Below are 21,952 nucleotides of genomic sequence, written 5' to 3' on the forward strand. Positions count from 1 at the left end.
CCCCGGCTTCCCGCAGGAACGGTGAAAGCCGCGACCCGTCGCGAGCGAAGGCGTCGCCACTTCGTCGCTTCCATGGAAAACAATCGCGGCTTCCGCTGCTCCTGCGGATTATTTCGGCTTCTTGACGGGCCGCTGCCAGCCTTCGATGGTCACCTGCCGCGTGCGCGCGACCGTGAGCTTGCCGGCCGGCGCGTCGTTGCCGATCACCGAGCCGGCGCCGATGGTCGCGCCCTTGCCGATCGTCACCGGCGCCACCAGCGATGCGTTCGAGCCGATGAAGGCGTTGTCCTCGATCGTCGTCGTGGACTTGTTGGCGCCGTCATAGTTGCAGGTGATGGTGCCGGCGCCGACGTTGACCCCGGCGCCGATCTCGGCGTCGCCGAGGTATGTCAGGTGATTGGCCTTGCTGCCGACGCCGAGGCGCGCGTTCTTGGTCTCGACGAAGTTGCCCACGTGCACCCCGTCTGCGAGCACCGTGCCCGGGCGCAGCCGCGCGAACGGGCCGACCTGCACCGCGCCCTCGGTGCGCGCGCCGTCGATATCGCAATGTGCGCGCACTTCGGTCCCGGCGGCGAGGTCGGCGTTGCGGACACGGCAGAAGGGTCCGATGCGCACGCCCTCGCCAAGCGACACACGGCCTTCAAGCACGACGTCGACGTCGATCTCCACGTCGCGTTCGACAGTGACCTCGCCGCGGATGTCCACCCGCGCCGGGTCGGCGAAGCGCACGCCCTGCACGCACAGCGCCTGTACCAGACGGCGCTGGAACGCGCGCTCGAGCTGGGCCAGCTGCCAGGGATCGTTGGCGCCCTCGGTCTCAATCGGATCGGCGACCGCGACCATCTCCGCGGCGGTGTACTCGGCCGCGGCCATCGCGAACACGTCGGTCAGGTAGTACTCGCCCTGCGCGTTGTCGCTCGACAGGCGCTGCAGCCAGCCCTTCAGCGCCACCGCGTCGGCGGCAAGAATGCCGGTATTGACCGTGCGGATATGGCGCTGCTCCTCATTGGCGTCCTTGTGTTCGACGATGGCGCCGACGCGGCCTTCGGAATCGCGCACGATGCGGCCATAGCCCGTCGGGTCGTCGAGGTCGGCGACCAGCACCGCGATGCGGCCTTCCGCCGCCAGCAGGCGCTGCAGCGTGGCGGTGGTGATCAGCGGCACGTCGCCATACAGCACCAGCACCTGTGCTTCGTCGGGCACGTCCGGCATCGCCTGCAGGACCGCATGGCCGGTGCCCAGCTGGCGCGCCTGTTCCACCCAGTACAGATCGGGCTGGTCGACGAAGGCCTCGCGCACCTGCTCGCCCCCATGTCCATGCACGACGTGGATGCCGGCCGGCTGCAGTCCGCGCGCGGCGGCGATGACGTGGGCCAGCATCGGCCGCCCGGCCACCTTCTGCAGCACCTTGGGCAGCGTGGACTTCATGCGCTTGCCCTCGCCGGCGGCGAGGATCACGACGTGCAGTGGCGCGGTCATGCGATGTTCCCGGATTGAATCGCTGAATTCTAACGGCGCGGGCATTACGATGCCGGCCACGCCCGCTTTTCCGACGCCCGCATGCCCGACGCCGTCCCCGCCGCGCCCGCCCAGACCTTTCCGTTTGCTGCCGGCACCCCGCGCGCATGAGCCTGGGTCGCCAGGGCCGCCACTACCTGATCATCGGTGGCATCCAGTGGCTGGTGGACTGGGGCGTGATGGTCGCGCTGAGCCACTTCGGCATGCGCGTCGCCCCGGCCAACATCGCCGGCCGCATCAGCGGCGCGCTGCTGGGCTACTGGCTCAACGGCAAACTGACTTTCGCCGGCGAGGACACGGCGGTCGGGCGCACCCAGTTGCTGCGCTTCCTGGCGATGTGGCTGGTCACCACCGCGATCAGCACCTGGTCGATGACCCACATCGACGAGTTGTTCGGCCTGGGTTGGGCGTGGCTGGCCAAGCCCGGCATCGAACTGGCACTGGGCGTGTTCGGGTTCGTGCTGTCGCGGCATTGGATCTACAAGCGTTGAGCGAGGAAGGCTGACCTGCAGGGAGCTGCTCCCACAAAGAAAAACGCCGGCTTGCGCCGGCGTTCTCGGGATGGATCGAACCTCGATCTCAGTGCTTGAGGTTCTTGCGCAGCCGCTCCAGCGCGCTGAGTTGGGCGATGCTCATCGCCAGCTGGGTCTGCGCTTCCTCGGCCGACATCTTCGGGTCCTTGTTGGCCAGCGCGCGCTCGGCCTCTTCCTTGGCGGCGCGGACCGCGGCCTCGTCGATGTCCTGCGCGCGTACCGCGGTGTCGGCCAGGATCGTGACCAGCTGCGGCTGGACTTCGAGAATGCCGCCGGAGATGGCGAAGTCGAGCGTCTCGCCACCCGGCTGCGTCACCACCACCTTGCCCGGCTTGAGCCGCGTGATCAGCGGCGCATGGCGCGGCGCGATGCCCAGTTCGCCCATCTCGCCGGTAGCCACGATCATCTCGGCCTCGCCGTGGAAGATCTCATGCTCGGCGCTGACGATGTCGCAACGGATGGTGGATGCCATGTCTGTATTCCTGCGTAGGGCGGGCCCAGGCCCGCCGCCTTGTCACATTGGATTCCGCAACGGCGGGCCAAGGCCCGCCGCACGTCAAGCCGCGACCTTCTTCGCCTTCTCGATCGCCTCGTCGATGCCGCCGACCATGTAGAACGCCTGCTCCGGCAGGTGGTCGCATTCGCCGTCGACGATCATCTTGAAGCCGCGGATGGTGTCCTTCAGCGACACGTACTTGCCCGGCGAACCGGTGAACACTTCGGCGACGTGGAACGGCTGCGAGAAGAAGCGCTCGATCTTGCGCGCGCGGCCGACGGCCAGCTTGTCCTCTTCGCTCAACTCGTCCATGCCGAGGATCGCGATGATGTCCTTCAGTTCCTTGTACTTCTGCAGCGTCGACTGCACGCGGCGCGCGGTGTCGTAGTGCTCGTTGCCGATCACGTTCGGGTCGAGCTGGCGCGAGGTCGAGTCGAGCGGATCGACCGCCGGATAGATGCCCAGCGAGGCGATGTTGCGGCTCAGCACGACGGTGGCGTCGAGGTGGGCGAACGTGGTCGCCGGAGACGGGTCGGTCAGGTCGTCCGCGGGCACGTACACGGCCTGGATCGAGGTGATCGAACCGGTCTTGGTCGAGGTGATGCGTTCCTGCAGCACGCCCATTTCCTCGGCCAGGGTCGGCTGGTAACCCACCGCCGACGGCATGCGGCCAAGCAGCGCCGAGACTTCGGTGCCGGCCAGGGTGTAGCGGTAGATGTTGTCGACGAAGAACAGCACGTCGCGGCCCTTGCCGGTCTCGTCCTTCTCGTCGCGGAAGTATTCGGCCATGGTCAGGCCGGTGAGCGCGACGCGCAGGCGGTTGCCCGGCGGCTCGTTCATCTGGCCGTACACCATCGCCACCTTCGACTCCTTCATGTTCTCCAGCTTGATGACGCCTGCCTCGGCCATCTCGTGGTAGAAGTCGTTGCCTTCGCGGGTGCGCTCACCGACGCCGGCGAACACCGACAGGCCGGCGTGCTCGGTAGCGATGTTGTTGATCAGCTCGAGCATGTTCACGGTCTTGCCCACGCCGGCGCCGCCGAACAGGCCGACCTTGCCGCCCTTGGCGAACGGGCACATCAGGTCGATCACCTTGATGCCGGTTTCCAGCAGCTCGTTGGTCGCGGCCTGGTCCTCGTAGGACGGCGCGGTGCGATGGATTTCCCAGTGCTCGGTCGCCTCGACCGGACCGGCTTCGTCGATCGGCTCGCCGAGCACGTTCATGATGCGGCCCAGGGTGCCGACGCCGACCGGCACCGACACGGCCTTGCCGGTGTTTTCGGCCACCAAGTTGCGCTTCAGGCCGTCGGTGGAGCCGAGCGCGATGGTGCGCACGACGCCGTCGCCAAGCTGCTGCTGCACTTCCAGCGTGATCGCGGTGTCCTTGACCTTCAGCGCGTCGTACACGCGCGGCACGCTCTCGCGCGGGAACTCGACGTCGACGACGGCGCCGATGATCTGGACGATCTTGCCCTGGTTGCTCATCACTCTAGTCCTCTGGAACTCGGTATCTGTTTTTTGTAGGAGCGGCTTCAGCCGCGAGCTCTTGATTTTTCTTGTAAGAGCTCGCGGCTGAAGCCGCTCCTACAGGAATGATTTGTTCGCTGAATCAAACCGCCGCGGCACCACCGACGATCTCGGAAATTTCCTGCGTGATCGCCGCCTGCCGGGCCTTGTTGTAGACCAGGTTCAGGGTATCGATCAGCTTGTTGGCGTTGTCGCTGGCCGCCTTCATCGCCACCATGCGCGCGGCGTGTTCGGAAGCCACGTTCTCCATCACCGCCTGGTACACCAGCGACTCGATGTAGCGCGTCAGCACATGTTCGAGCACCGCCTGCGCGTCGGGTTCGTAGATGTAGTCCCAGTCGTGGCGGGCGACGACTTCGTCCGAGGCCGGCAGCGGCAGCAGCTGGTCGAACGCCGCGCGCTGGGTCATCGTGTTGACGAAGTCGTTGTAGGCCAGGAACACCTTGTCGACCTTGCCGCTGCCGTAGGCATCGAGCATCACCTTGATCACGCCGATCAGCTGGTCGACGCGCGGCTGGTCGCCCAGGTGGGTGACGGTGGCCAGCATCTCGACCTTGATCCGGCGGAAGAACACCGAAGCCTTCTGGCCGATGGTGACCACGTCGACCTCGACCCCCTGCTGCTGCCAGTTGCGGATCTCGCCGAGCAGCTTACGGAACAGGTTGTTGTTGAGGCCACCGGCCAGGCCACGGTCGGACGACACGATCACGTAACCGACGCGCTTGATGTCCTGGCGCTCGACGAGATACGGGTGCTGGAACTCCGAGTTCGCCTGCGCCAGGTGGCCGATGACCTGCTTCATCGCGCGCGCATACGGGCGCGAGGCCTTCATCCGGTCCTGCGCCTTGCGGATCTTGGAAGCCGAGACCATCTCGAGCGCGCGCGTCACCTTGCGGGTGTTCTGCACGCTCTTGATCTTGGTTTTGATTTCTCTGCCGCCGGCCATTGCTCTGCTCGCTATTCCGTCACGTAGGGTGGGCCGTGGCCCACCGTTGCCGCGGAAGGTGGGCCTGGGCCCACCCTACGCATTGCTTACCAGGAACCCGTCGCCTTGAAATCCTCGATGCCCTTCTTGAAACCGGCCTCGATGCTGTCGTTCCAGTCGCCGCTGTCGTTGATCTGCTTCAGCAGGTCGCCGGCGGTGTTGGCGAAGTGGGCGTGCAGGGCTTCTTCGAACGCACCGATCTTGCTGACCGGCACCTCGTCCATGTAGCCCTTGTCGACCGCATAGATCGACAGCGCCTGCTCGGCCACCGACATCGGGGCGTACTGCTTCTGCTTCATCAACTCGGTGACGCGCTGGCCGCGCTCGAGCTGCTTGCGGGTCGCTTCGTCCAGGTCGGATGCGAACTGCGCGAACGCGGCGAGCTCGCGGTACTGGGCGAGCGCGATGCGGATGCCGCCCGACAGCTTCTTCATGATCTTGGTCTGCGCCGCGCCACCGACGCGCGACACCGAGATGCCGGCGTTCACGGCCGGGCGGATGCCGGCGTTGAACAGGTCGGTCTCGAGAAAGATCTGGCCGTCGGTGATCGAGATCACGTTGGTCGGCACGAACGCGGACACGTCGCCGGCCTGGGTCTCGATGATCGGCAGTGCGGTCAGCGAACCGGTCTTGCCCTTGACGGCGCCGTTGGTGAACTTCTCGACGTAGTCCTCGTTGACGCGCGCGGCGCGCTCGAGCAGACGGCTGTGCAGGTAGAACACGTCGCCCGGGTAGGCTTCGCGGCCCGGCGGGCGGCGCAGCAGCAGCGAGATCTGGCGGTAGGCCACGGCCTGCTTGGACAGGTCGTCGTAGATGATCAGCGCGTCTTCGCCGCGGTCGCGGTAGAACTCGCCCATGGTGCAGCCGGAGTACGGCGCGATGTACTGCATCGCGGCCGATTCGGCGGCGGCGGCGGCGACCACGATCGTGTGCGCCATCGCGCCGTGTTCTTCGAGCTTGCGCACGACGTTGGCGATCGAGCTGTTCTTCTGGCCGATGGCGACGTAGATGCACTTAACGCCGGTGCCCTTCTGGTTGATGATCGCGTCGATCGCTACCGCGGTCTTGCCGGTCTGGCGGTCGCCGATGATCAGCTCGCGCTGGCCACGGCCGATCGGGATCATCGAGTCGATGGCCTTGTAGCCGGTCTGCACCGGCTGCGACACGCTCTTGCGCGCGATCACGCCCGGGGCGATGGTCTCCACCGGCGCGGTCTGCGCGGCGGCGATCGGGCCCTTGCCGTCGATCGGCTCGCCCAGCGCGTTGACCACGCGGCCCAGCAGCTCGGGGCCGGTCGGCACTTCGAGGATGCGGCCGGTGGTCTTGGCCACGTCGCCCTCGCGCAGGTGCTCGTAGTCGCCCAGGACCACGGCGCCGACCGAGTCGCGCTCCAGGTTCAGCGCGAGCGCATAGGTATCCGCGCCGCTTTCGGAGGCGGGCAGCTGGATCATTTCGCCCTGCATCACGTCGGCCAGGCCGTAGATGCGCACGATGCCGTCGGACACGCTGGTCACGGTGCCTTCGTTGCGCGCCTCGGCGCTGAGCTTGACCTTCTCGATGCGGGTCTTGATCAGTTCGCTGATTTCGGACGGGTTGAGCGTGCTGGTTGCCATTGCTGTTTCCTGTAGGGCGGGCCCAGGCCCGCCATCACGGTTTGCATTGCGGCGGGCCAACGGGCCCGCCTACGATTCAAATCAACTTGCCAGAGCGGTCTGCAGGCGCTCGAGCTTGCCCTTGAGCGAGCCGTCGATGACCACGTCGCCGGCGTCGATGACCGCACCGCCGATCAACGAGGCATCGACCGCCGATTCGACCTCGACCTCGCGGCCGAAGCGCTTCTTCAGCGCCGCCTTGATGGTGTCGAGCTCGCCGGCGGGAAGCGCCGTCGCCGACGTCACCCGGGCCTTGACCACGCGCTCGGCCTCGGCGCGCAGGTCCTCGTACAGACCGGCGATTTCCGGCAGCAGCACGAGGCGGCGGTTGTCCGCCAGCAGCGCGAGGAAGTCGCCGAACAGCGGCTCGGCGCCGTCAGGCGACAGCAGCGCCACCGCGTCGGTGTCGGCCAGCCGTGGGTTGCCGAGCAGGCCGGCAACCTGCGGATCGGCCGCCACGCGCGCGGCGAAACCGAGCGCGTTGGACCATTCCGCGAACTTGCCGCCGTCGCGTGCGATGGAGAACGCGGCGCGGGCGTAGGGACGGGCGAGGGTGAGGGCCTGGCTCATCGATCAGGCCGCTTCGGACGACAGCTGGGCTGCGAGTTCGTCAAGCAGCACCTTGTGGGCGCTGGCGTCGATCTCGCGGCGCAGCAGCTTCTCGGCGCCGGTCACCGCCAGCGCGGACACCTGCTTGCGCAGATCCTCGCGGGCGCGGTTGGAAGCCGCGGCGATCTCGCTCTCGGCCAGTGCCTTCTGGCGCGTGCCTTCGGCGATCGCCTCGGTCTTGGCGGCGTCGACGATCTGGTTGGCGCGCTGGTGGGCCTGCTCGATGATCTCGTTGGCCTTGGCGCGGGCCTGCTTCAACTCTTCGTTGATCTGGTCCTGCGCCTGGGCCAGCGCCTTCTGGCTGTTGTCAGCCGCGGCGAGGCCTTCGGCGATCTTCTGCTGGCGCTCCTCGATGGCCGCGATGATGTGCGGCCAGCCGAATTTCATCACCAGCCAGGCGACCGCGAAGAACGCGATGCCCTGAATGACCAAAGTGAGGTTGGGTAGCATGATGCTGTGCTCCTGGTGCCGGCGGCCCTGCCGCCGGCTGTGCCTGAATCGCTTGCCTGGTCAGCGCGGCGGTCAGCCGGCGATCGAACCCAGCAGCGGGTTGGCGAACAGCAACAGCAGCGCGATGGCGACGCCGATCATCGGCACGGCGTCGAGCAGGCCGGCGACGATGAACATCTTGGTCTGCAGCATCGGGGTCAGCTCCGGCTGGCGCGCCGAACCTTCGAGGAACTTGCCACCGAGGATGGCGAAACCGATCGCGGTGCCGAGGGCGCCGAGGCCGATCAGGAGGCCGGCTGCGATGACGGTGAACTTCAGCACTTCAGCATTGAGGACTGCGATATCCATGGTGTACTCCGGTTGGATCGTTTGACTGTTGCGTAGGGTGGATGGGAGGAACGAAAGCGGGGCGCCGCCGGCTCAGTGGCTCTCGGCCGACATGCTGAGGTAGACGATCGTCAGCATCATGAAGATGAAGGCCTGCAGGGTGATGATCAGCACGTGGAACGCGGTCCAGGCGAAGCCCGAGATGAACTGCATGATGCCCATGGCGTAGGTGCTGAAATGCGACAGCGACGAATTCAGCGTCATCAGCGCGATCAGGACGAAGATCAGCTCGCCGGCATACATGTTGCCGAACAGTCGCAGGCTCAGGCTCAGCGGGCGCACGCCTTCCTCGATCAGGCGCAGCAGCAGGTTGGCCGGCGCCAGCAGTATCTTCATCAGCGTGCCTTCGGCGTGGAACGGCGCGGTGAAGATTTCCTTGGTGAAGCCACCGACGCCCTTGTGGCTGATGCCGAACACCTGGATCAACAGGAACACGGCGATCGACAGGCCGAACGTGGTGTTGAGGTCGGCGGTGGGCACGGCGCGCAGGTAGGCGTGCGCGGGGTCGTGGCCGGCGGCGATGTAGCCGTTGGCCCAGGCCCAGGGCAACAGGTCCACCGGCAGCATGTCCATGAAGTTCATCAGGAACACGAGCAGGAAGATGGTGATCGACAGCGGCGCAATCAGCTTGCTGCGGCCGTGGAAGGTCTCGCGCACCAGCCCGTCGACGAAGCCGACGATGATCTCCACCAGCGCCTGGAACTTGCCCGGCACGCCGGCGGTGGCGCGGCGCGCGGTCAGCAGGAAGGTGACCACGAACAGCAGCGACAGCAGCGCGGTGAAGAACAGGGTGTCGACGTTCAGGGTCATGAACTGACCCTCGCCCACGCTCACCTGCAGGTGGTGCAGGTGGTGGTTGATGTACTCGGTGGATCCGCCGGTTTCGGCGGCCGGGCCGTTGTTTTCAGCGATCACGCGTTCAACCCTTGCTGTTTGCGTCTTGCTTCAGGAAATTGAGTGACAACAGGTAGGCCAGCAATCCCGCCACCAGGCCCGCCAGCATCGGCAACGGCGGCAAGCGCCAGATCGCCAACCCAGTCGCGAGAACCACGATCGCGACCAACCACTTGCCCATCGCAGCCAGCAGCAACCTGCCGAATGCGACCGGTGCCGGGACGATGCCGCCCAACGCCACGACGGCGGAAAGCGCATTGCCCAGCACCAGTGCGAGCCCCCCCACCCCCACCGCCAGCGCTTCCCGCGCGTCCCGCGCGAGGAAGACCGCTGCCAGCAGCGCGACGACCAGTCCCTGGACGGCCACCGCGCGCAGCGCTGCCCGGCGACCGGCGGCGATGGGATCGTGCACGCGAATCACCTGTTCAGCTTGCGGGACTTGCCGCGGAGGGCCGCATGATCTGCCTTGTGCAAACCCCTCCTGCGAAGCCGCAGAAGTATAGCAGGGGCCCAATTTGGACGGCAACCGCCAGAAGCCCTGATTCTTCAGGGCTTTGCATGGGCGCCGGGGCTGCCGGGCGGAAGCGGTCGATGGAACCTTTCGCGGCGGGCAGGGTCAATGATCCCGAGGCCTGTGTCCCAATTCCTCGTCGGATCCGCTGCAGGCCCCGAAGCCCCGGTTATCTCCATGGCCGGGGCTTCCTTTTTTTCGTGGCGCGGGACCGGCCTGGGCGGGGCCCGTCGGCCGTCGGCCGTCGTGCGAAGGGCACCCGGCAAGGCCGGGTGCCCCATTCTTCCGTCAATTGATCAGTTGCACGTTGTCGATATAGGTATTGACCGTGTAGCTGGTATTGGCGTGGTACAGCCAGATCGCATCGAGCTTGACCGTGCTGGCGGTGATCGCGCCGTTGGCGCCGCCGGCCCAGGCGTTCCACTGCGCGGAGTCGGACAGCTTCCATTCCACGTAGGTCCACGTGTTGGCGGGCAGCGCGCGCGAAACCGAGCGCTCGGTGCCATCGCTGTCGTCGATCCCGACCGCCACGCTCACGCCGCTGCCGGCCGCGAACGCCCAGAACCCGATCCGCCCGTTGCGCGACAACCCGGTGTTGCTGCCGGGATTGCCGCTGCCCGAGAGCAACCGCACCGCCCACGAGGCCGACGAGGACGTGTTGTCGACCAGCCGCACCTGCAGCGAGCACGAGCCGTTGTGGCGGATGCTGCAGTTGCGCGCAGCGGTGGATGCGGTCGAGATGCCGGTGGTGCTGCCGGAGTACGTCGGGCTGGTCACGAAGTGGCCGACGCTGCTCTCGAAGCTGTCGAGGATGGTCGTGGTGCTGGATGTCGGGTTGATCAGGCTGTAGTACTTCGACCAGTTCCAGTACTTGCCCGGGTCGGTGTGCGAGTTGTCAGTCAGGTTCTGGTGGCCAATGATGTCGTAGGTGGTATCGCTCAGTTTCGACGAGGTGTAGCTCTTCATGGCCCGGGTGCAGACGATGCCCGCATAGCGCGCGCAGGACTGGCGGGTGATCGCCGCGGACTTGTTGTACATCGCGCTGGTGTACCAGTCGGGGTTGCTGATGTAGCCCTCATGCTCGATGCCGATCGAGTGCGAGTTGTGCGAGCCCACATGCCAAGCTCTCTGGCTCTCGCGCACCATCTGCGTGACCTGGCCATCGGAGCTGCGAATCAGGTAGTGCGCGCTGACCTGCGAGCTCGGGTTCTTGAACCACGAAATCGAACCGGCGTAGCTGCCCTGCATCGTGTGGATGGCCACCTCGCGTACTGCGGTGCCGCTGCGCGAGTTGTAGTTGGGCGAGGCCACCCAGAGCGCGCCGGGGAAATCGACCGTGGCAAGGCTGGCGTTGCCGGACTTGGCCACGAGGCCGGCATCCGCGCCGTCGGGCGACCGCGCAACCAGCTGCTCGCTGCGCGGGTCGATCGCGAATGCATCGGTTTCGACGACGTCGCGATCCAGGTCCAGGCGCACCATCGGCGCGTTCAGCCGGACCAGCATGTCGGCGGGGAACGCCCGTTCCCACTGCACTGCGCGCTCGGGCACGCGGATACCGTTGTCGTCCACGCCGCGGTCCGCGCCCAGCAGCACGTCGAAGGCGAAGCTGGCGCGCGCGTAATCGTCGACGGCGCCGCTGCCCTTGCCGAAGCCGGCGTAGCGCTGCAGGGCCTGGGCGAGGGCTTCGTCATCGCGCCCGGTGCCGCGCAGTTCGCGGTCGAGCAGGACGGCCGCGGCAAGGATGTTCGTGGACGGGTTCTGCTTGACCTGCTCCGACGAGACGCCCAGCAGCGCGGCGGCCTCACCGACCTGGTCTGCGAAGCCTTCTCCGGCGTACAGACCCATCACGCCCCAGGCGCGCGGCATGTCGCTGTGTGGCGATTCGCCGTTACGGTCCGGTCGCAGCTGGTGCCAGCGGCTCTGGCTGTATGCCAGCGCCTCCAGCGTGCCCGCGGGAATGCGCGGATAACGCGCGTAGGCGGCGCGGAACATCGCCGGATAATAGGAACGCTCGTTTTGCAGGCGTTTCTCCTGCGCCTGCAGGTTCCGTGCGAAATCGCCGGTGGCGCCGGCCTCGGCCAGCGCCCTGGCCTCGTCTGCCGCGTGCGCCCCTTCGCCCGCGACTGCCATGCCGCATCCTGTTGCGCAGGCCAAGGCCAGCGCCGTCCAGATAACGTGCTTCATCGTGTCTTCTCTCCCTGGATGGATCCCCTGTCCCCACTGGATACCGGTAGCAGCGACATTCCGGCATCTGGGGCAAACCCCTGGCTACCCGGCGTGCGTCACAGTTCGACGCGCCGGCCACGTTGCGCGGGCCCGTGGCCGGGTTGCGCGACTGCAGTCCGGTGAGAAGGAACGGTTCTTCTCTCGATGGAGGGAAGGCGCGATGGCGGCCAGATGGCTGGACACGGGCACGAATGGCCTTGGGTGCGAATGTCCCCCGGCGCCGGCCCATGGCCGACGCCTCCTCCTTTATTTCGCACCCAAGGCCATTCGCGCCCGGTGTTCCGATCTGGGTGGTGGCGACACGCGCGCAAGGCGGGAGCCCGGCTTTCCGGCAAGCCTGCGATCCGGCAAGGAACAGGACCCCCTCACGGGAATCGGGCGAAGAACCAAAAGAAAACCCCCGCAATGCGGGGGTTTTTTCGGCGGCTTGCGATCACTTCCGCTTCGGGATGTACAGGTCGGTGATGGTGCCGTCGTAGACTTCGGCCGCCATGCCCACCGACTCGCTGAGGGTCGGATGCGGATGGATGGTGTGGCCGATGTCGGCGACCTCGCAGCCCATCTCGATCGCCAGCGCCGCCTCGGCGATCAGGTCGCCAGCGTGCACGCCGACGATGCCGGCACCGACGATGCGCTGGCTGGCCTCGTCGAACACCAGCTTGGTGAAGCCCTCGGTGCGGCCCAGGCCGATCGCGCGGCCCGAGGCGGCCCACGGGAACTTGCCGACGCCTACCTTCAACCCCTTCGCCTTCGCCTCGGTCTCGGTGACGCCGACCCAGGCGATTTCGGGATCGGTATAGGCCACGCTCGGGATCACCCGCGCGACCCACTCGCGCTTCTTGCCGGCGGCGACTTCCGCCGCAAGCTTGCCCTCGTGCGTCGCCTTGTGCGCCAGCATCGGCTGGCCGACGAGGTCGCCGATGGCGAAGATGTGCGGCACGTTGGTGCGCATCTGCGCGTCGACATCGATGAAACCGCGCTCGGAAACGCGCACGCCGGCCTTCTGCGCGTCGAGCTTGCCGCCGTTGGGCACCCGCCCGACCGCGACCAGCACGCGGTCGAACGTCTTCGTTTCGGGAATGCTCTTGCCGTCGAAGCTGCAGGCGATGCCGGCCTTGCCCGCCTTGGCCTCGACCACCTTCGTCTCCAGGTGCACGGCCACGCCCTGCTTCTTCAACCGGTCGGCGAGCGGCTTGACCAGGTCGGGGTCGGCGCCGGGCATCAGCTGCGTGGCGAGTTCGACCACCGTGACCTCGCTGCCGAGCGCCTTGTACACCGTGGCCATTTCCAGGCCGATGATGCCGCCGCCGACGACCAGGAGCTTCTTCGGGATGTCGGCCAGTTCGAGCGCGTCGGTCGAGTCCATCACCCGCGGGTCGTCCCACGGGAAGCCGGGCAGCTTCATCGCCTGCGAACCGGCGGCGATGATGCACTGCCCGAACTTCAGCAGCTGCGTCTTGCCGTCGTCGCCGGCGAGCTCGATCTCGTTGGCGGACACGAACTTCGCGTGCCCGGTCGCCACGCGCACCTTGCGCTGCTTCGACATCGCGGCCAGGCCGCCGGTCAGCTGGCCGACCACCTTGTCCTTGTAGCCGCGCAGCTTGTCGAGCGCGATCTTCGGCTTGCCGAAGTCGACGCCGTAGTCGGTCGCATGCTGCGCCTCGTCGATCACCGCGGCCGCGTGCAGCAGCGCCTTGGACGGAATGCAGCCGACATTGAGGCAGACGCCGCCGAGCTTGGGGTACCGCTCGATCATCACCGTGTCGAGGCCGAGATCGGCAGCGCGGAACGCGGCCGTGTAGCCGCCGGGGCCGGCGCCGAGCACGACGACGGCGCATTCGATGTCGGGCTTGCGGCCGGTGGACGCGGCCGCCTGGGGGGCCGGCGCTTCGCTGCTGCTTCTCTCGCTTGCGGGAGAGGGCTCGGCTTTTGGAGCAGCACCCTCACCCGGCGCGCTGCGCGCGCGTCCCTTACCCGCAGGCGGGAGAGGGGCTTTCTCTTCCCCTTCCCCGGTTGTCGCATCGGCACCGCCGGACGGTTTCTTTTCGGCGCCTGCGTCGTCCTGCGCCTCCACCACCGCCACCACGCTGCCTTCCGACAACGTGTCGCCAACCTTCACCCGCAGTTCCTTCACCACGCCCGCCACCGGCGACGGCACTTCCATCGTCGCCTTGGCCGACTCCAGCGTCACCAGCCCCTGGTCCTTGGCTATCGTGTCGCCGACCGCGACCAGCACCTCGATCACCGGCACGTCGTCGAATCCGCCGATATCGGGAACCTTCACTTCAAGCGTCGCCATGTCTTACTCCTCGGGATGCTGGCGGCCGCGCGCGGGGCCGGCCTTGGATTGTGGGGAAAGGGCCGCTTCGCGCTCGGCCTGCAGGCGCATCGCCTCGTCTTCGGCGATCCGGCGCTGGGTGTCTTCGGAGGCATCATTGCCGGCCAATGCGCGGCGCTCGGCGGGCGCCACCGCCTCGGGCCCGGTGGCGACGGGCTCGGGCTCGACGCGTTCGTGCAGCAGGCGTTGCATCGCGCGTTCGCCTTCCAGGCCGAAGGCCGAGCGCATGCGCAGGTCGCGCTGCGGCACCGGCACCTCGATGCCGTGTTCCTTCAGCGAGCTGTCCAGCTCCCACAGGTAGGCGGCCTGGATCGCAACGTTGCGCCGCGCCGCGGCACCGGTCAGCCACACCACCAGCAGGAACTCCACGCCGCTCTCGCCGTAGTTCACCAGCCACACCTGCGGACGCTGCTCGCCCTCGATGGCGAGCGTGAACGGCACCCGCGCGGCGGCTTCCAGCGCGGCCTTCTTGACCAACTCCTTGTCGACGCCGAACGCGACCCGGAACGGCACCCGGATGCGGCGATTGACGCTGCGGTGGGTCCAGTTGACGACGCGGCCGTTGACGAACTCGGAGTTGGGCACCAGCACGCCGATGTTGTCGTTGGTGATGATGCGGGTGGCGCGGATGTTGATCGCGTGCACGGTGCCGCGGGTGTCGTTGTCGAGCTCGACGAAGTCGCCGACCTTCAGCGAGCGGTCGAACAGCAGCACCAGGCCTGCGATGAAGTTGCCGAAGATCGCCTGCAGGCCGAAGCCCAGGCCCACGCCCACCGCGCTGGCGAACAGCGCGAACTTGCCCAGCGATATCCCGGCAAAGTCCATGGCCAGCAGGATGCCGGCGAGCAGCAGGACGTAGTGGATCAGCCGCGACACCGCGTACAGCGCGGCCCGGTTCACGCCTTCGTGGCGATCGCCGAACCGGCGCACCGCGCGTCGCACCAGAGCGGAAACCAGCCAGGTCAGCCCGATCACCAGCACCGCGGCGATCAGCCCGCCGACGGTGACGTCCAGGCCGGAGGTGCGCAGCAGGTGGAAGTCGAGCACCGTGCCCAGGTCGTTCCAGCCGCGGTTCACGGCGGCGCCGGCCGCGTCGCGCACCCGCTCGCCGGCGGTGCCGGGTGCAGCCTGGGCGACCATCGCCAGCATCGGCCAGCGCCTACAGCAGCGCGCGCCGCATGTCGCCGAGCAGCTGCGCCAGGTACGCGGTGAAGCGCGCCGCGGCCGCGCCGTCGATGACGCGGTGGTCGTAGGACAGCGACAACGGCAGCATCAGCCGCGGCTCGAATTCCTTGCCGTTCCACACCGGCTTCATCGCCGACCGCGACACGCCGAGGATGGCCACTTCCGGTGCGTTGACGATCGGCGTGAACGACGTGCCGCCGATGCCGCCCAACGAGCTGATCGAGAAGCAGCCGCCGCTCATCTCGGCCGGGCCGAGCTTGCCGTCGCGGGCCTTCTTCGCCAGCTCGCCGGTCTCGCGCGCGATCTCCAGCACGCCCTTGCGGTCGCAATCGCGCACCACCGGCACCACCAGCCCGTTGGGCGTGTCGGCGGCGAAGCCGATGTGGAAATATTTCTTCAGCGTCAGGTTCTCGCCGCTGGCATCGAGCGAGGCGTTGAAGTCCGGGTACTTCTGCAGCGCGATCACGCTGACCTTCATCAGGAAGGCGAGCATGGTCAGCTTGATGCCGGCCTTCTCGTTTTCCTTGTTGAGCGCGACCCGCAGCGCCTCGAGCTCGGTGACGTCGGCATCGTCATGCTGGGTGACGTGCGGGATCATTGCCCAGTTGCGGGCGAGGTTGGCGCCGGAGATCTTCCCGATCTTCGACAGCGGCCTGACCTCGATCTCGCCGAACCTGGAGAAATCCACCTTCGGCCACGGCAGCAGGTTGAGGCCACCACCGCCGGCCACTGCACCACCGCCGGCCAGCGCGCCCTTGACGAACTGCTGCACGTCGTCCTTCGTGATGCGGCCGCCGCGGGCGCTGCCCTGCACGAGGCCGAGATCAACGCCGAGCTCGCGTGCGAACAGGCGCACCGCCGGGCTGGCGTAGGGCACCTTGTCCGGCATCAGGCCATCGGCATCGAGGCGTCGCGCCGGCGTCGGCACGGCGTCGCCGGATTTGGCCACGTCGCCGCGCGCGATGTTGTCGCGCTGCCCGGCAATCGCCACCGGCTCGACCTTGGCGGTCGTTTCGGTGGTGCGGGTGGCCGGCGGCGCCTCGGTCTTTGCCGCGTCCGGCTGCACGGCTGATCCGGTTGCCTCAGCCTTGGCCGGGGCATCGTCGCCGGCGGCCTCGATCATCGCCACCACGCCGCCTTCCGACAGCGTGTCGCCGACCTTGACCTTCAGCTCCCGGACGACGCCGGCGAACGGCGACGGCACTTCCATCGTCGCCTTGGCCGATTCCAGCGTCACCAGCCCCTGGTCCTTGGCGATCGTGTCGCCGACCGCGACCAGCACCTCGATCACCGGCACGTCGTCGAAACCGCCGATGTCGGGGACTCGTGCTTCCTTCAAATCGGCCATGCGACGCTCCGGGGATGCCAGGGGAACGGCCATTGTCGCCCGCCGCGCGGTCAGCGCCAACTCCGCGGCGCGCGCAGGGCCCGGAAAAAGTGCGCCCCCCGTGGGGGCACGGAGGGCGCGGTGCCCACGCCGCAGGGGAGAAATCGGCGTGAACGCGAGGCGACAGGCTCAGTCGAGGGGCTTGGCGCGGTCCCTCGCCTCGACCCGCAGTAGATCCAGCGGCTTGCCGTCGTGGCGGTATTCGAGCGCATCGTCGATCCGGTCGAGCGACTGCATCGCGCGACACAGCGTTTCAGCATTGCGCTCAAGCGCCTTGGCGCGCGGCTCGACCACGGCTTCGATGCGGGCGTCGAGGTTGTCCAACTGCTCCAGTTGCGCGGTATCGCCGGTCAATGCGGCGCGCAATGCACCGCCGACGATGTCGCCGACCACGCGCGGCACCACGCCGGCCACCGCCTCGCCGATGCCCTTGCCCAGCTCACTGCTGTTGAAGTGCGTGGCGCTGACCGAGCGCGCCAGGCTGCGGTCGAGTTCGACGCGTGCCTGCTGCAGTTTCGCCTCGGTCGCCTCCGGATCGCGGCTGAATCCCTTGGCCACCTCGCCCAGCGCGGTAAAGGCAATGGTGGCGGCGTCCCGGCCGATCTGCGCGGCCAGCGGCATCGCCGCCCTGGCCTCGCGTTCGTAATCGACCAGGCGGTCGCGGTCGGCGGCGCCGATCCCGACCCACCGGTCGTCGATGAACAGCCGCCCCTGACGCATGAGCACAGTCTTCGGCGCGCCGTCCTTGCGGGTCAGGATGACGCTCTTCTTCGTAAGCGCGAAGTCGTAGTCGCTGTCCACGTCGCAATTGACGTTGACGCTGCTTCCGGCGGCGGCCGCGCCACCGCAAACAAGCAGGAGCACGCAACCCATGGCCACGATCCGCATCTGTCTTTCCCCTCGATCCATCCTGCATTCAGTTTCGCGCCATGGCCACCCTGCGACGCGTGCCGGTGGAGGGAGTGACCTTCGTCATGCCACGACGCGCATGTGCATCCGCTCGCTTAATCGGACGTCAAAGTTCCCTGAATGCTTCCAACGCAAACAAGGCCGGTTCATGCGCGTCTCGTTAGGTTGTCCGCGCCCCTCTCCCTGGGGCATAGAACAATCAAGAGGAGACTCCCCCATGTTGTCCATTCGCACACTGACCCTGGCCCTTGCCGCCACCGCCGCCTTCGCTCCCGCTGCGTTCGCGCAGGATGGCTCGGGCGACACCGCAGCCGGCAAGCGCTTCAGCGTGGTCGGTGGCTATTCGCTCACCGAACCGACCCGCAATCCCGTCATCGACGGCAACCTGACCAAGGCCGAGGGCGAAGGCACGCCGACGCTCAGCGCGGCCTGGAACATCACCGACAACATCTCGGTCGAAGCCTGGGGCGCCGACAAGGCCGGCTACCGCGTGTCCACCGGCGGCAACAAGACCGCCAGCATCGACGGGCAGGCGTATTCGCTCAGCGGCCAGTACCGCTTCGGCGCCGCCGACAACATCGTGCGTCCGTTCGTGGGCCTCGGTTATCACGAGACCAACTACAGCAACGAGAAGGCGGCCGATACCGGCGCGCTGGCCGGCAACCGCATCGGCGTGGAAACCGCCAAGGGCGCGGTGGCGACGGTCGGCGTGGACGTCAACATCAACCCGACCTGGTTCGCCCGCGCCGACGCGCGCTATTTCGACGGCGATGGCGACATCAAGGTCAACGGCGCGAAGGCCGGCACCACCGAGTTCAACCCGGTGATGGTCGGCGTCGGCATCGGCGCGCGCTTCTGAACGCGCGCGCGGCGCCGCCGCGCATCCGGTGCAACACGGCAGGACGGGCTTCGGCCCGTCCTGCTTTTTTTTCAGCGCGCTTTCGATCGATCAATCGCCGACGATGCGCAGCCCGAACGTCAGCGACGCCTCGGGTACATATCGGGCTTGGCCGCTGACATCCAGGCGGATCGTCATCGGCTTCCGGAACATCTCCTGCGCCTGGGCCTCGCTCAGGCCGTACATGTCGACAAGGCTGCGCCTGGTCAGGAAGCCGGCGATGCAGACATTCGAGTCACGCTGGGCCTCGTACCTCTGCTCGGATCCCAGCAATGTCGCATTGATTTGCTCGTTCGAACTCATGGCCGTGCTCAGGCTGCCGCCGAAGGGTTGGCCCGTTCTCGGATTGATCAGGGAGGGATCACGCAGCACTTCGCTCTCGATCGTCAACCGCGGCCGGTAGATCAGCGACGCGGTCACCGGCTCCGTGCCCGGATTCTCGTAGGCAAGCGCCAGAAGCGGCGAGAACCAGTAGCACAGCAGCGAGTGCGCGGCGTTGCCCGGCAGGGTGATGCTGCCGGTGTCCTGGAAGCTGAAGAACGTCGTCTGCGCTGGCAACGTCTGCTGGCAGTGCGAGCCCTCGTACTGGTGCTCCGGCAGCGAGCAGTCCTCGCTCAGGTGGATGTCAGCCTGCGTCACACCCAGCCATTTCAGCGGGCGGCCGAACGAGTCGGGATCGCCCACGTCCTCCCGGGTGGGCGTTCCGGGCACCGGCAGCGGAAATGGAATCGGATTCCCGACCGGGGGCCTCGCCGTGCCCGGCCTGGCTGGCAACCGCGACTGTGGGCGATCCGTCGCGGCCGCCGCGGCCTGCGGGGTCGAAAGGACACGCTGCAGGGACGGCTGCGCCGCATAGGCGACCAGCGAGGCGAGTGCGGCGGACAGGGCGCCGATGGCGAGGTAACGACGTGGCTTGCGCATGGGGGAGCGACTCCGGGGGTGAGGGACCCTGGAGGATTCGCGAAAACCGGCGCGCGACTGACAGCCTGGGGCCAGGCCTTCAGGCTCAGGGATGCTCGACCGGCTGCCCGTGCTCCACGTTGCGCACGCGCTCGCGCCGGATCATGTACAGCCCGCTGGCAATGATGATTCCCGCCCCGACCCAGGTCATGCCGTCGGGCAACACCTGCCACAGCGCCAGGTCGAGCATCACGCCCCAGACCAGCGCGGTGTACTCGAGCGGCGCGATCATCGACGCCTCGCCGCGGCGGAACGCCTCGGTCAGCAGCACCTGCGCGAGCGTCCCGACCACGCCGATGCCTGCGATCACCCACCCGTGCCGGGCCTGGATCGGCGTCCACTCGTGCCACGACAGCGCGCCACCGCCAACCACCAGGATCACCATCAGCCAGAACACCATCGCCTGGGTGCTGTCGCGCTGCGCCAGCATGCGCACGGTGATCGCCGAGGCCGCATAGCACACCGCCGCCAGCAGGATCGCCAGCCCGCCCAGCGTCATCATCCCCTGCCCGGTCGGACGCAGCACCACCAGCACGCCGATCAGGCCGATGAAGATCGCGCCCCAACGCCGCGGCCCGACCTTCTCGCGCAGGATCGGCACCGCCATCGCCGTGACCAGCAGCGGCGCGACGAAGGTGATCGCATAGACCGTCGACAGCGGCAGCGTGCGCAGGCCGTAGACGAAGCCGGCCATCATCGCCACGCCCAGCACGCCGCGCAGCAGGTGCAGCGGCCAATGCACGCGCAGCAGCCCGCGCACGCCGACCGAGGCCATGGACCACGCCAGCACCAGCGGCAGCGCCGAGGCGCCGCGCAGGGTGGCCACCTGCAGCGCCGGATAGTGCGGCGACAGCAGCTTGAGCCCGGCATCCATCAGCGCGAACAGCGCCACCGCCGCGAGCATGTAGAGCGCCGGGCCGGCGCGGCGCGCGGACGGCGCCGGGTGACCTGGCGGGGGCGGAGCGGGAGTGGGCTGCGGCATCGCGCGACGTTGCCTGCGCCACGCGCGCCGCGCAAGTGCGCTCGGTTCGTCGCACCCCGGCTTGCGGAGTCGATCATGAAGTGATGCCGCACGCCGCCGCGCGGCATCCGCTTGCACGCGGCGTTGGCGTCGGCGCAGGCAGTGCGGCCCGCGCGCGAGGCGCTCCGTCGGCAGCGGACGGCGCGATCCCGCAACAGGCCGTGCCGCCGCACATGCGCTAACCTGCACTGCCCTTATTCCGTTACAGCCAACGCCATGCCCTCTTTCGATATCGTCTCCGAAGTCGACACCCACGAGCTCACCAATGCCGTCGACCAGGCCAACCGCGAACTGACCACCCGCTTCGACTTCAAGGGCGTGGAGGCCAGCTTCGAGCGCAACGACAACATCATCAGCCAGTCGGCACCGAGCGAGTTCCAGCTGCAGCAGATGACCGACATCCTGCGCGCGCGGCTCGCAGCACGGAAAATCGACGCCCGCTGCCTGGAGTTCGGCGACATCGACACCAACCTGGCCGGCGCGCGACAGAAGGTCACCGTCCGCCAGGGCATCGAGCGCGAGCTGGCGAAGAAGATCCAGGGCGAGCTCAAGGACGCCAAGCTCAAGGTCGACAGCCAGATCAACGGCGACAAGCTGCGCGTGACCGGCAAGAAGCGCGACGACCTGCAGGCGGCGATGGCGCTGCTGCGCGGCAAGGAGTTCGAACTGCCGCTGCAGTTCGACAATTTCCGCGACTGACCGCTTGTTTTTCTCCTTCTCCTTCAAGGGGAAGGCGGGATGGGGATGGGCTTGGGATAAGGTTTCGCCGATGCCGTCGGCCCACCCCATCCCCACCCAACCCTCCCCTTGAAGGGGAGGGCCAGAAAATGCAGGTTTCGAGGATTCCGATGACCGACCCCATCGCCGACACCCGCCGCTGGATCGAACGCGCCGTCGTCGGCTTGAACCTGTGCCCATTCGCCAAGGCCGTGGTCGCCAAGGGCCAGGTGCGCTACGTGCTCAGCGACGCCACCACGCCCGAAGCGCTGCTGGAAACGCTCGGCGAGGAGCTGTTGCGGCTGCGCGACACGCCCGCGGAGGACATCGATACGACGCTGATCGTCCACCCGCAGGTGCTGGCCGACTTCCTCGACTACAACGACTTCCTCGACGACGCCGACGCGCTGGTCGAGCAGCTCGGCCTCGACGGCGAACTGCAGGTCGCCAGCTTCCATCCGCAGTACCAGTTCGCGGGCAGCGCGCCGGACGACATCGCCAATGCCACCAACCGTTCGCCGTGGCCCACGCTGCACCTGCTGCGCGAGGACAGCGTGGCGCGCGCGGTGGCGGCGTTTCCGGATCCGGATGCGATCGTCGAGCGCAACGTCGAGACGCTGGAGAAGCTGGGCCGCGAGGGGTGGGAGCGGCTGCTCGCCCGCGAGGATTGAGGCCAGCTGCCTTTTTTGTAGGAGCGGGGGGGGGGGGGGGGGGGGGGGGGGGGGGGGGGGGGGGGGGGGGGGGGGGGG

The 21,952-nt window shown here is 67.7% G+C and carries 21 protein-coding genes; 4 read left to right on the forward strand and 17 right to left on the reverse strand.

Annotation, left to right across the window (positions count from 1 at the left end; translation table 11 throughout):
* Positions 1-108: 108 nt before the first annotated feature.
* A complete protein-coding gene (glmU, locus tag ACTJIL_RS11210) occupies positions 109-1,479 on the reverse strand; it encodes a bifunctional UDP-N-acetylglucosamine diphosphorylase/glucosamine-1-phosphate N-acetyltransferase GlmU (protein WP_440755587.1) in 1,371 nt (456 codons plus the stop codon).
* 146 nt (positions 1,480-1,625) lie between these two features.
* On the opposite strand from glmU, the gene ACTJIL_RS11215 reads away from it, so the two are divergent.
* Positions 1,626-2,009, forward strand: coding sequence for a GtrA family protein (locus ACTJIL_RS11215; protein ID WP_440755588.1), 384 nt, complete (start codon positions 1,626-1,628; stop codon positions 2,007-2,009).
* 88 nt (positions 2,010-2,097) lie between these two features.
* Here ACTJIL_RS11215 and ACTJIL_RS11220 read toward each other — a convergent pair whose 3' ends face one another.
* The 14 genes from ACTJIL_RS11220 to ACTJIL_RS11285 all read right to left on the reverse strand — a co-directional run bounded on the left by ACTJIL_RS11220 (position 2,098) and on the right by ACTJIL_RS11285 (position 17,586).
* On the reverse strand, positions 2,098-2,523 hold the full coding sequence (locus ACTJIL_RS11220) for a F0F1 ATP synthase subunit epsilon (protein ID WP_027079749.1): 426 nt from the start codon (positions 2,521-2,523) through the stop codon (positions 2,098-2,100).
* 84 nt (positions 2,524-2,607) lie between these two features.
* On the reverse strand, positions 2,608-4,032 hold the full coding sequence (gene atpD, locus ACTJIL_RS11225; protein ID WP_440755589.1) for a F0F1 ATP synthase subunit beta: 1,425 nt from the start codon (positions 4,030-4,032) through the stop codon (positions 2,608-2,610).
* A 124-nt stretch (positions 4,033-4,156) separates the two neighbouring features.
* Entirely contained in the window at positions 4,157-5,020 is an 864-nt protein-coding gene (gene atpG, locus ACTJIL_RS11230) for a F0F1 ATP synthase subunit gamma (RefSeq protein ID WP_440755590.1), read from the reverse strand.
* Between the two features lie 86 nt (positions 5,021-5,106).
* Entirely contained in the window at positions 5,107-6,672 is a 1,566-nt protein-coding gene (atpA, locus tag ACTJIL_RS11235) for a F0F1 ATP synthase subunit alpha (protein ID WP_440755591.1), read from the reverse strand.
* Between the two features lie 81 nt (positions 6,673-6,753).
* Complete coding sequence (locus tag ACTJIL_RS11240) at positions 6,754-7,281, reverse strand: F0F1 ATP synthase subunit delta (RefSeq protein WP_440755592.1); 528 nt, start codon at positions 7,279-7,281, stop codon at positions 6,754-6,756.
* 3 nt (positions 7,282-7,284) lie between these two features.
* Positions 7,285-7,770, reverse strand: a complete 486-nt coding sequence (locus ACTJIL_RS11245; RefSeq protein ID WP_440755593.1) for a F0F1 ATP synthase subunit B — start codon at positions 7,768-7,770, stop codon at positions 7,285-7,287.
* A 72-nt stretch (positions 7,771-7,842) separates the two neighbouring features.
* Complete coding sequence (gene atpE, locus ACTJIL_RS11250; protein WP_027079743.1) at positions 7,843-8,118, reverse strand: F0F1 ATP synthase subunit C; 276 nt, start codon at positions 8,116-8,118, stop codon at positions 7,843-7,845.
* A 72-nt stretch (positions 8,119-8,190) separates the two neighbouring features.
* A complete protein-coding gene (gene atpB / locus ACTJIL_RS11255) occupies positions 8,191-9,072 on the reverse strand; it encodes a F0F1 ATP synthase subunit A (RefSeq protein WP_440755594.1) in 882 nt (293 codons plus the stop codon).
* Between the two features lie 4 nt (positions 9,073-9,076).
* Complete coding sequence (locus tag ACTJIL_RS11260; protein ID WP_440755595.1) at positions 9,077-9,463, reverse strand: hypothetical protein; 387 nt, start codon at positions 9,461-9,463, stop codon at positions 9,077-9,079.
* 387 nt (positions 9,464-9,850) lie between these two features.
* Positions 9,851-11,692, reverse strand: a complete 1,842-nt coding sequence (locus ACTJIL_RS11265) for an N-acetylmuramoyl-L-alanine amidase (RefSeq protein WP_440755596.1) — start codon at positions 11,690-11,692, stop codon at positions 9,851-9,853.
* Between the two features lie 529 nt (positions 11,693-12,221).
* Positions 12,222-14,087 carry a dihydrolipoyl dehydrogenase gene (lpdA, locus tag ACTJIL_RS11270; RefSeq protein WP_440755597.1) on the reverse strand — a complete coding sequence of 622 codons (1,866 nt, stop codon included), beginning with the start codon at positions 14,085-14,087 and terminating at the stop codon, positions 12,222-12,224.
* A gap of 3 nt (positions 14,088-14,090) precedes the next feature.
* Positions 14,091-15,275 carry a mechanosensitive ion channel family protein gene (locus tag ACTJIL_RS11275; RefSeq protein WP_440755598.1) on the reverse strand — a complete coding sequence of 395 codons (1,185 nt, stop codon included), beginning with the start codon at positions 15,273-15,275 and terminating at the stop codon, positions 14,091-14,093.
* Between the two features lie 10 nt (positions 15,276-15,285).
* Positions 15,286-16,794, reverse strand: a complete 1,509-nt coding sequence (gene aceF / locus ACTJIL_RS11280; protein ID WP_440755909.1) for a dihydrolipoyllysine-residue acetyltransferase — start codon at positions 16,792-16,794, stop codon at positions 15,286-15,288.
* Between the two features lie 33 nt (positions 16,795-16,827).
* A complete protein-coding gene (locus tag ACTJIL_RS11285) occupies positions 16,828-17,586 on the reverse strand; it encodes a DUF2884 family protein (protein WP_440755599.1) in 759 nt (252 codons plus the stop codon).
* A gap of 238 nt (positions 17,587-17,824) precedes the next feature.
* On the opposite strand from ACTJIL_RS11285, the gene ACTJIL_RS11290 reads away from it, so the two are divergent.
* Entirely contained in the window at positions 17,825-18,466 is a 642-nt protein-coding gene (locus ACTJIL_RS11290; RefSeq protein ID WP_440755600.1) for an OmpW/AlkL family protein, read from the forward strand.
* 90 nt (positions 18,467-18,556) lie between these two features.
* Here ACTJIL_RS11290 and ACTJIL_RS11295 read toward each other — a convergent pair whose 3' ends face one another.
* A complete protein-coding gene (locus tag ACTJIL_RS11295; RefSeq protein WP_440755601.1) occupies positions 18,557-19,426 on the reverse strand; it encodes a hypothetical protein in 870 nt (289 codons plus the stop codon).
* 85 nt (positions 19,427-19,511) lie between these two features.
* Complete coding sequence (locus tag ACTJIL_RS11300) at positions 19,512-20,369, reverse strand: DMT family transporter (RefSeq protein WP_440755602.1); 858 nt, start codon at positions 20,367-20,369, stop codon at positions 19,512-19,514.
* Positions 20,370-20,702: 333 nt separating this feature from the next.
* Between ACTJIL_RS11300 and ACTJIL_RS11305 the strand changes: the two genes are divergently transcribed.
* Positions 20,703-21,185 carry a YajQ family cyclic di-GMP-binding protein gene (locus ACTJIL_RS11305; protein WP_440755603.1) on the forward strand — a complete coding sequence of 161 codons (483 nt, stop codon included), beginning with the start codon at positions 20,703-20,705 and terminating at the stop codon, positions 21,183-21,185.
* A gap of 149 nt (positions 21,186-21,334) precedes the next feature.
* Positions 21,335-21,874, forward strand: coding sequence for a DUF1415 domain-containing protein (locus ACTJIL_RS11310; protein ID WP_440755604.1), 540 nt, complete (start codon positions 21,335-21,337; stop codon positions 21,872-21,874).
* The last annotated feature ends 78 nt before the right edge of the window (positions 21,875-21,952 follow it).

It is taken from the genome of Luteimonas sp. 22616, assembly GCF_052044325.1.
In the GTDB taxonomy this organism is placed as follows: Bacteria; Pseudomonadota; Gammaproteobacteria; order Xanthomonadales; family Xanthomonadaceae; genus Luteimonas.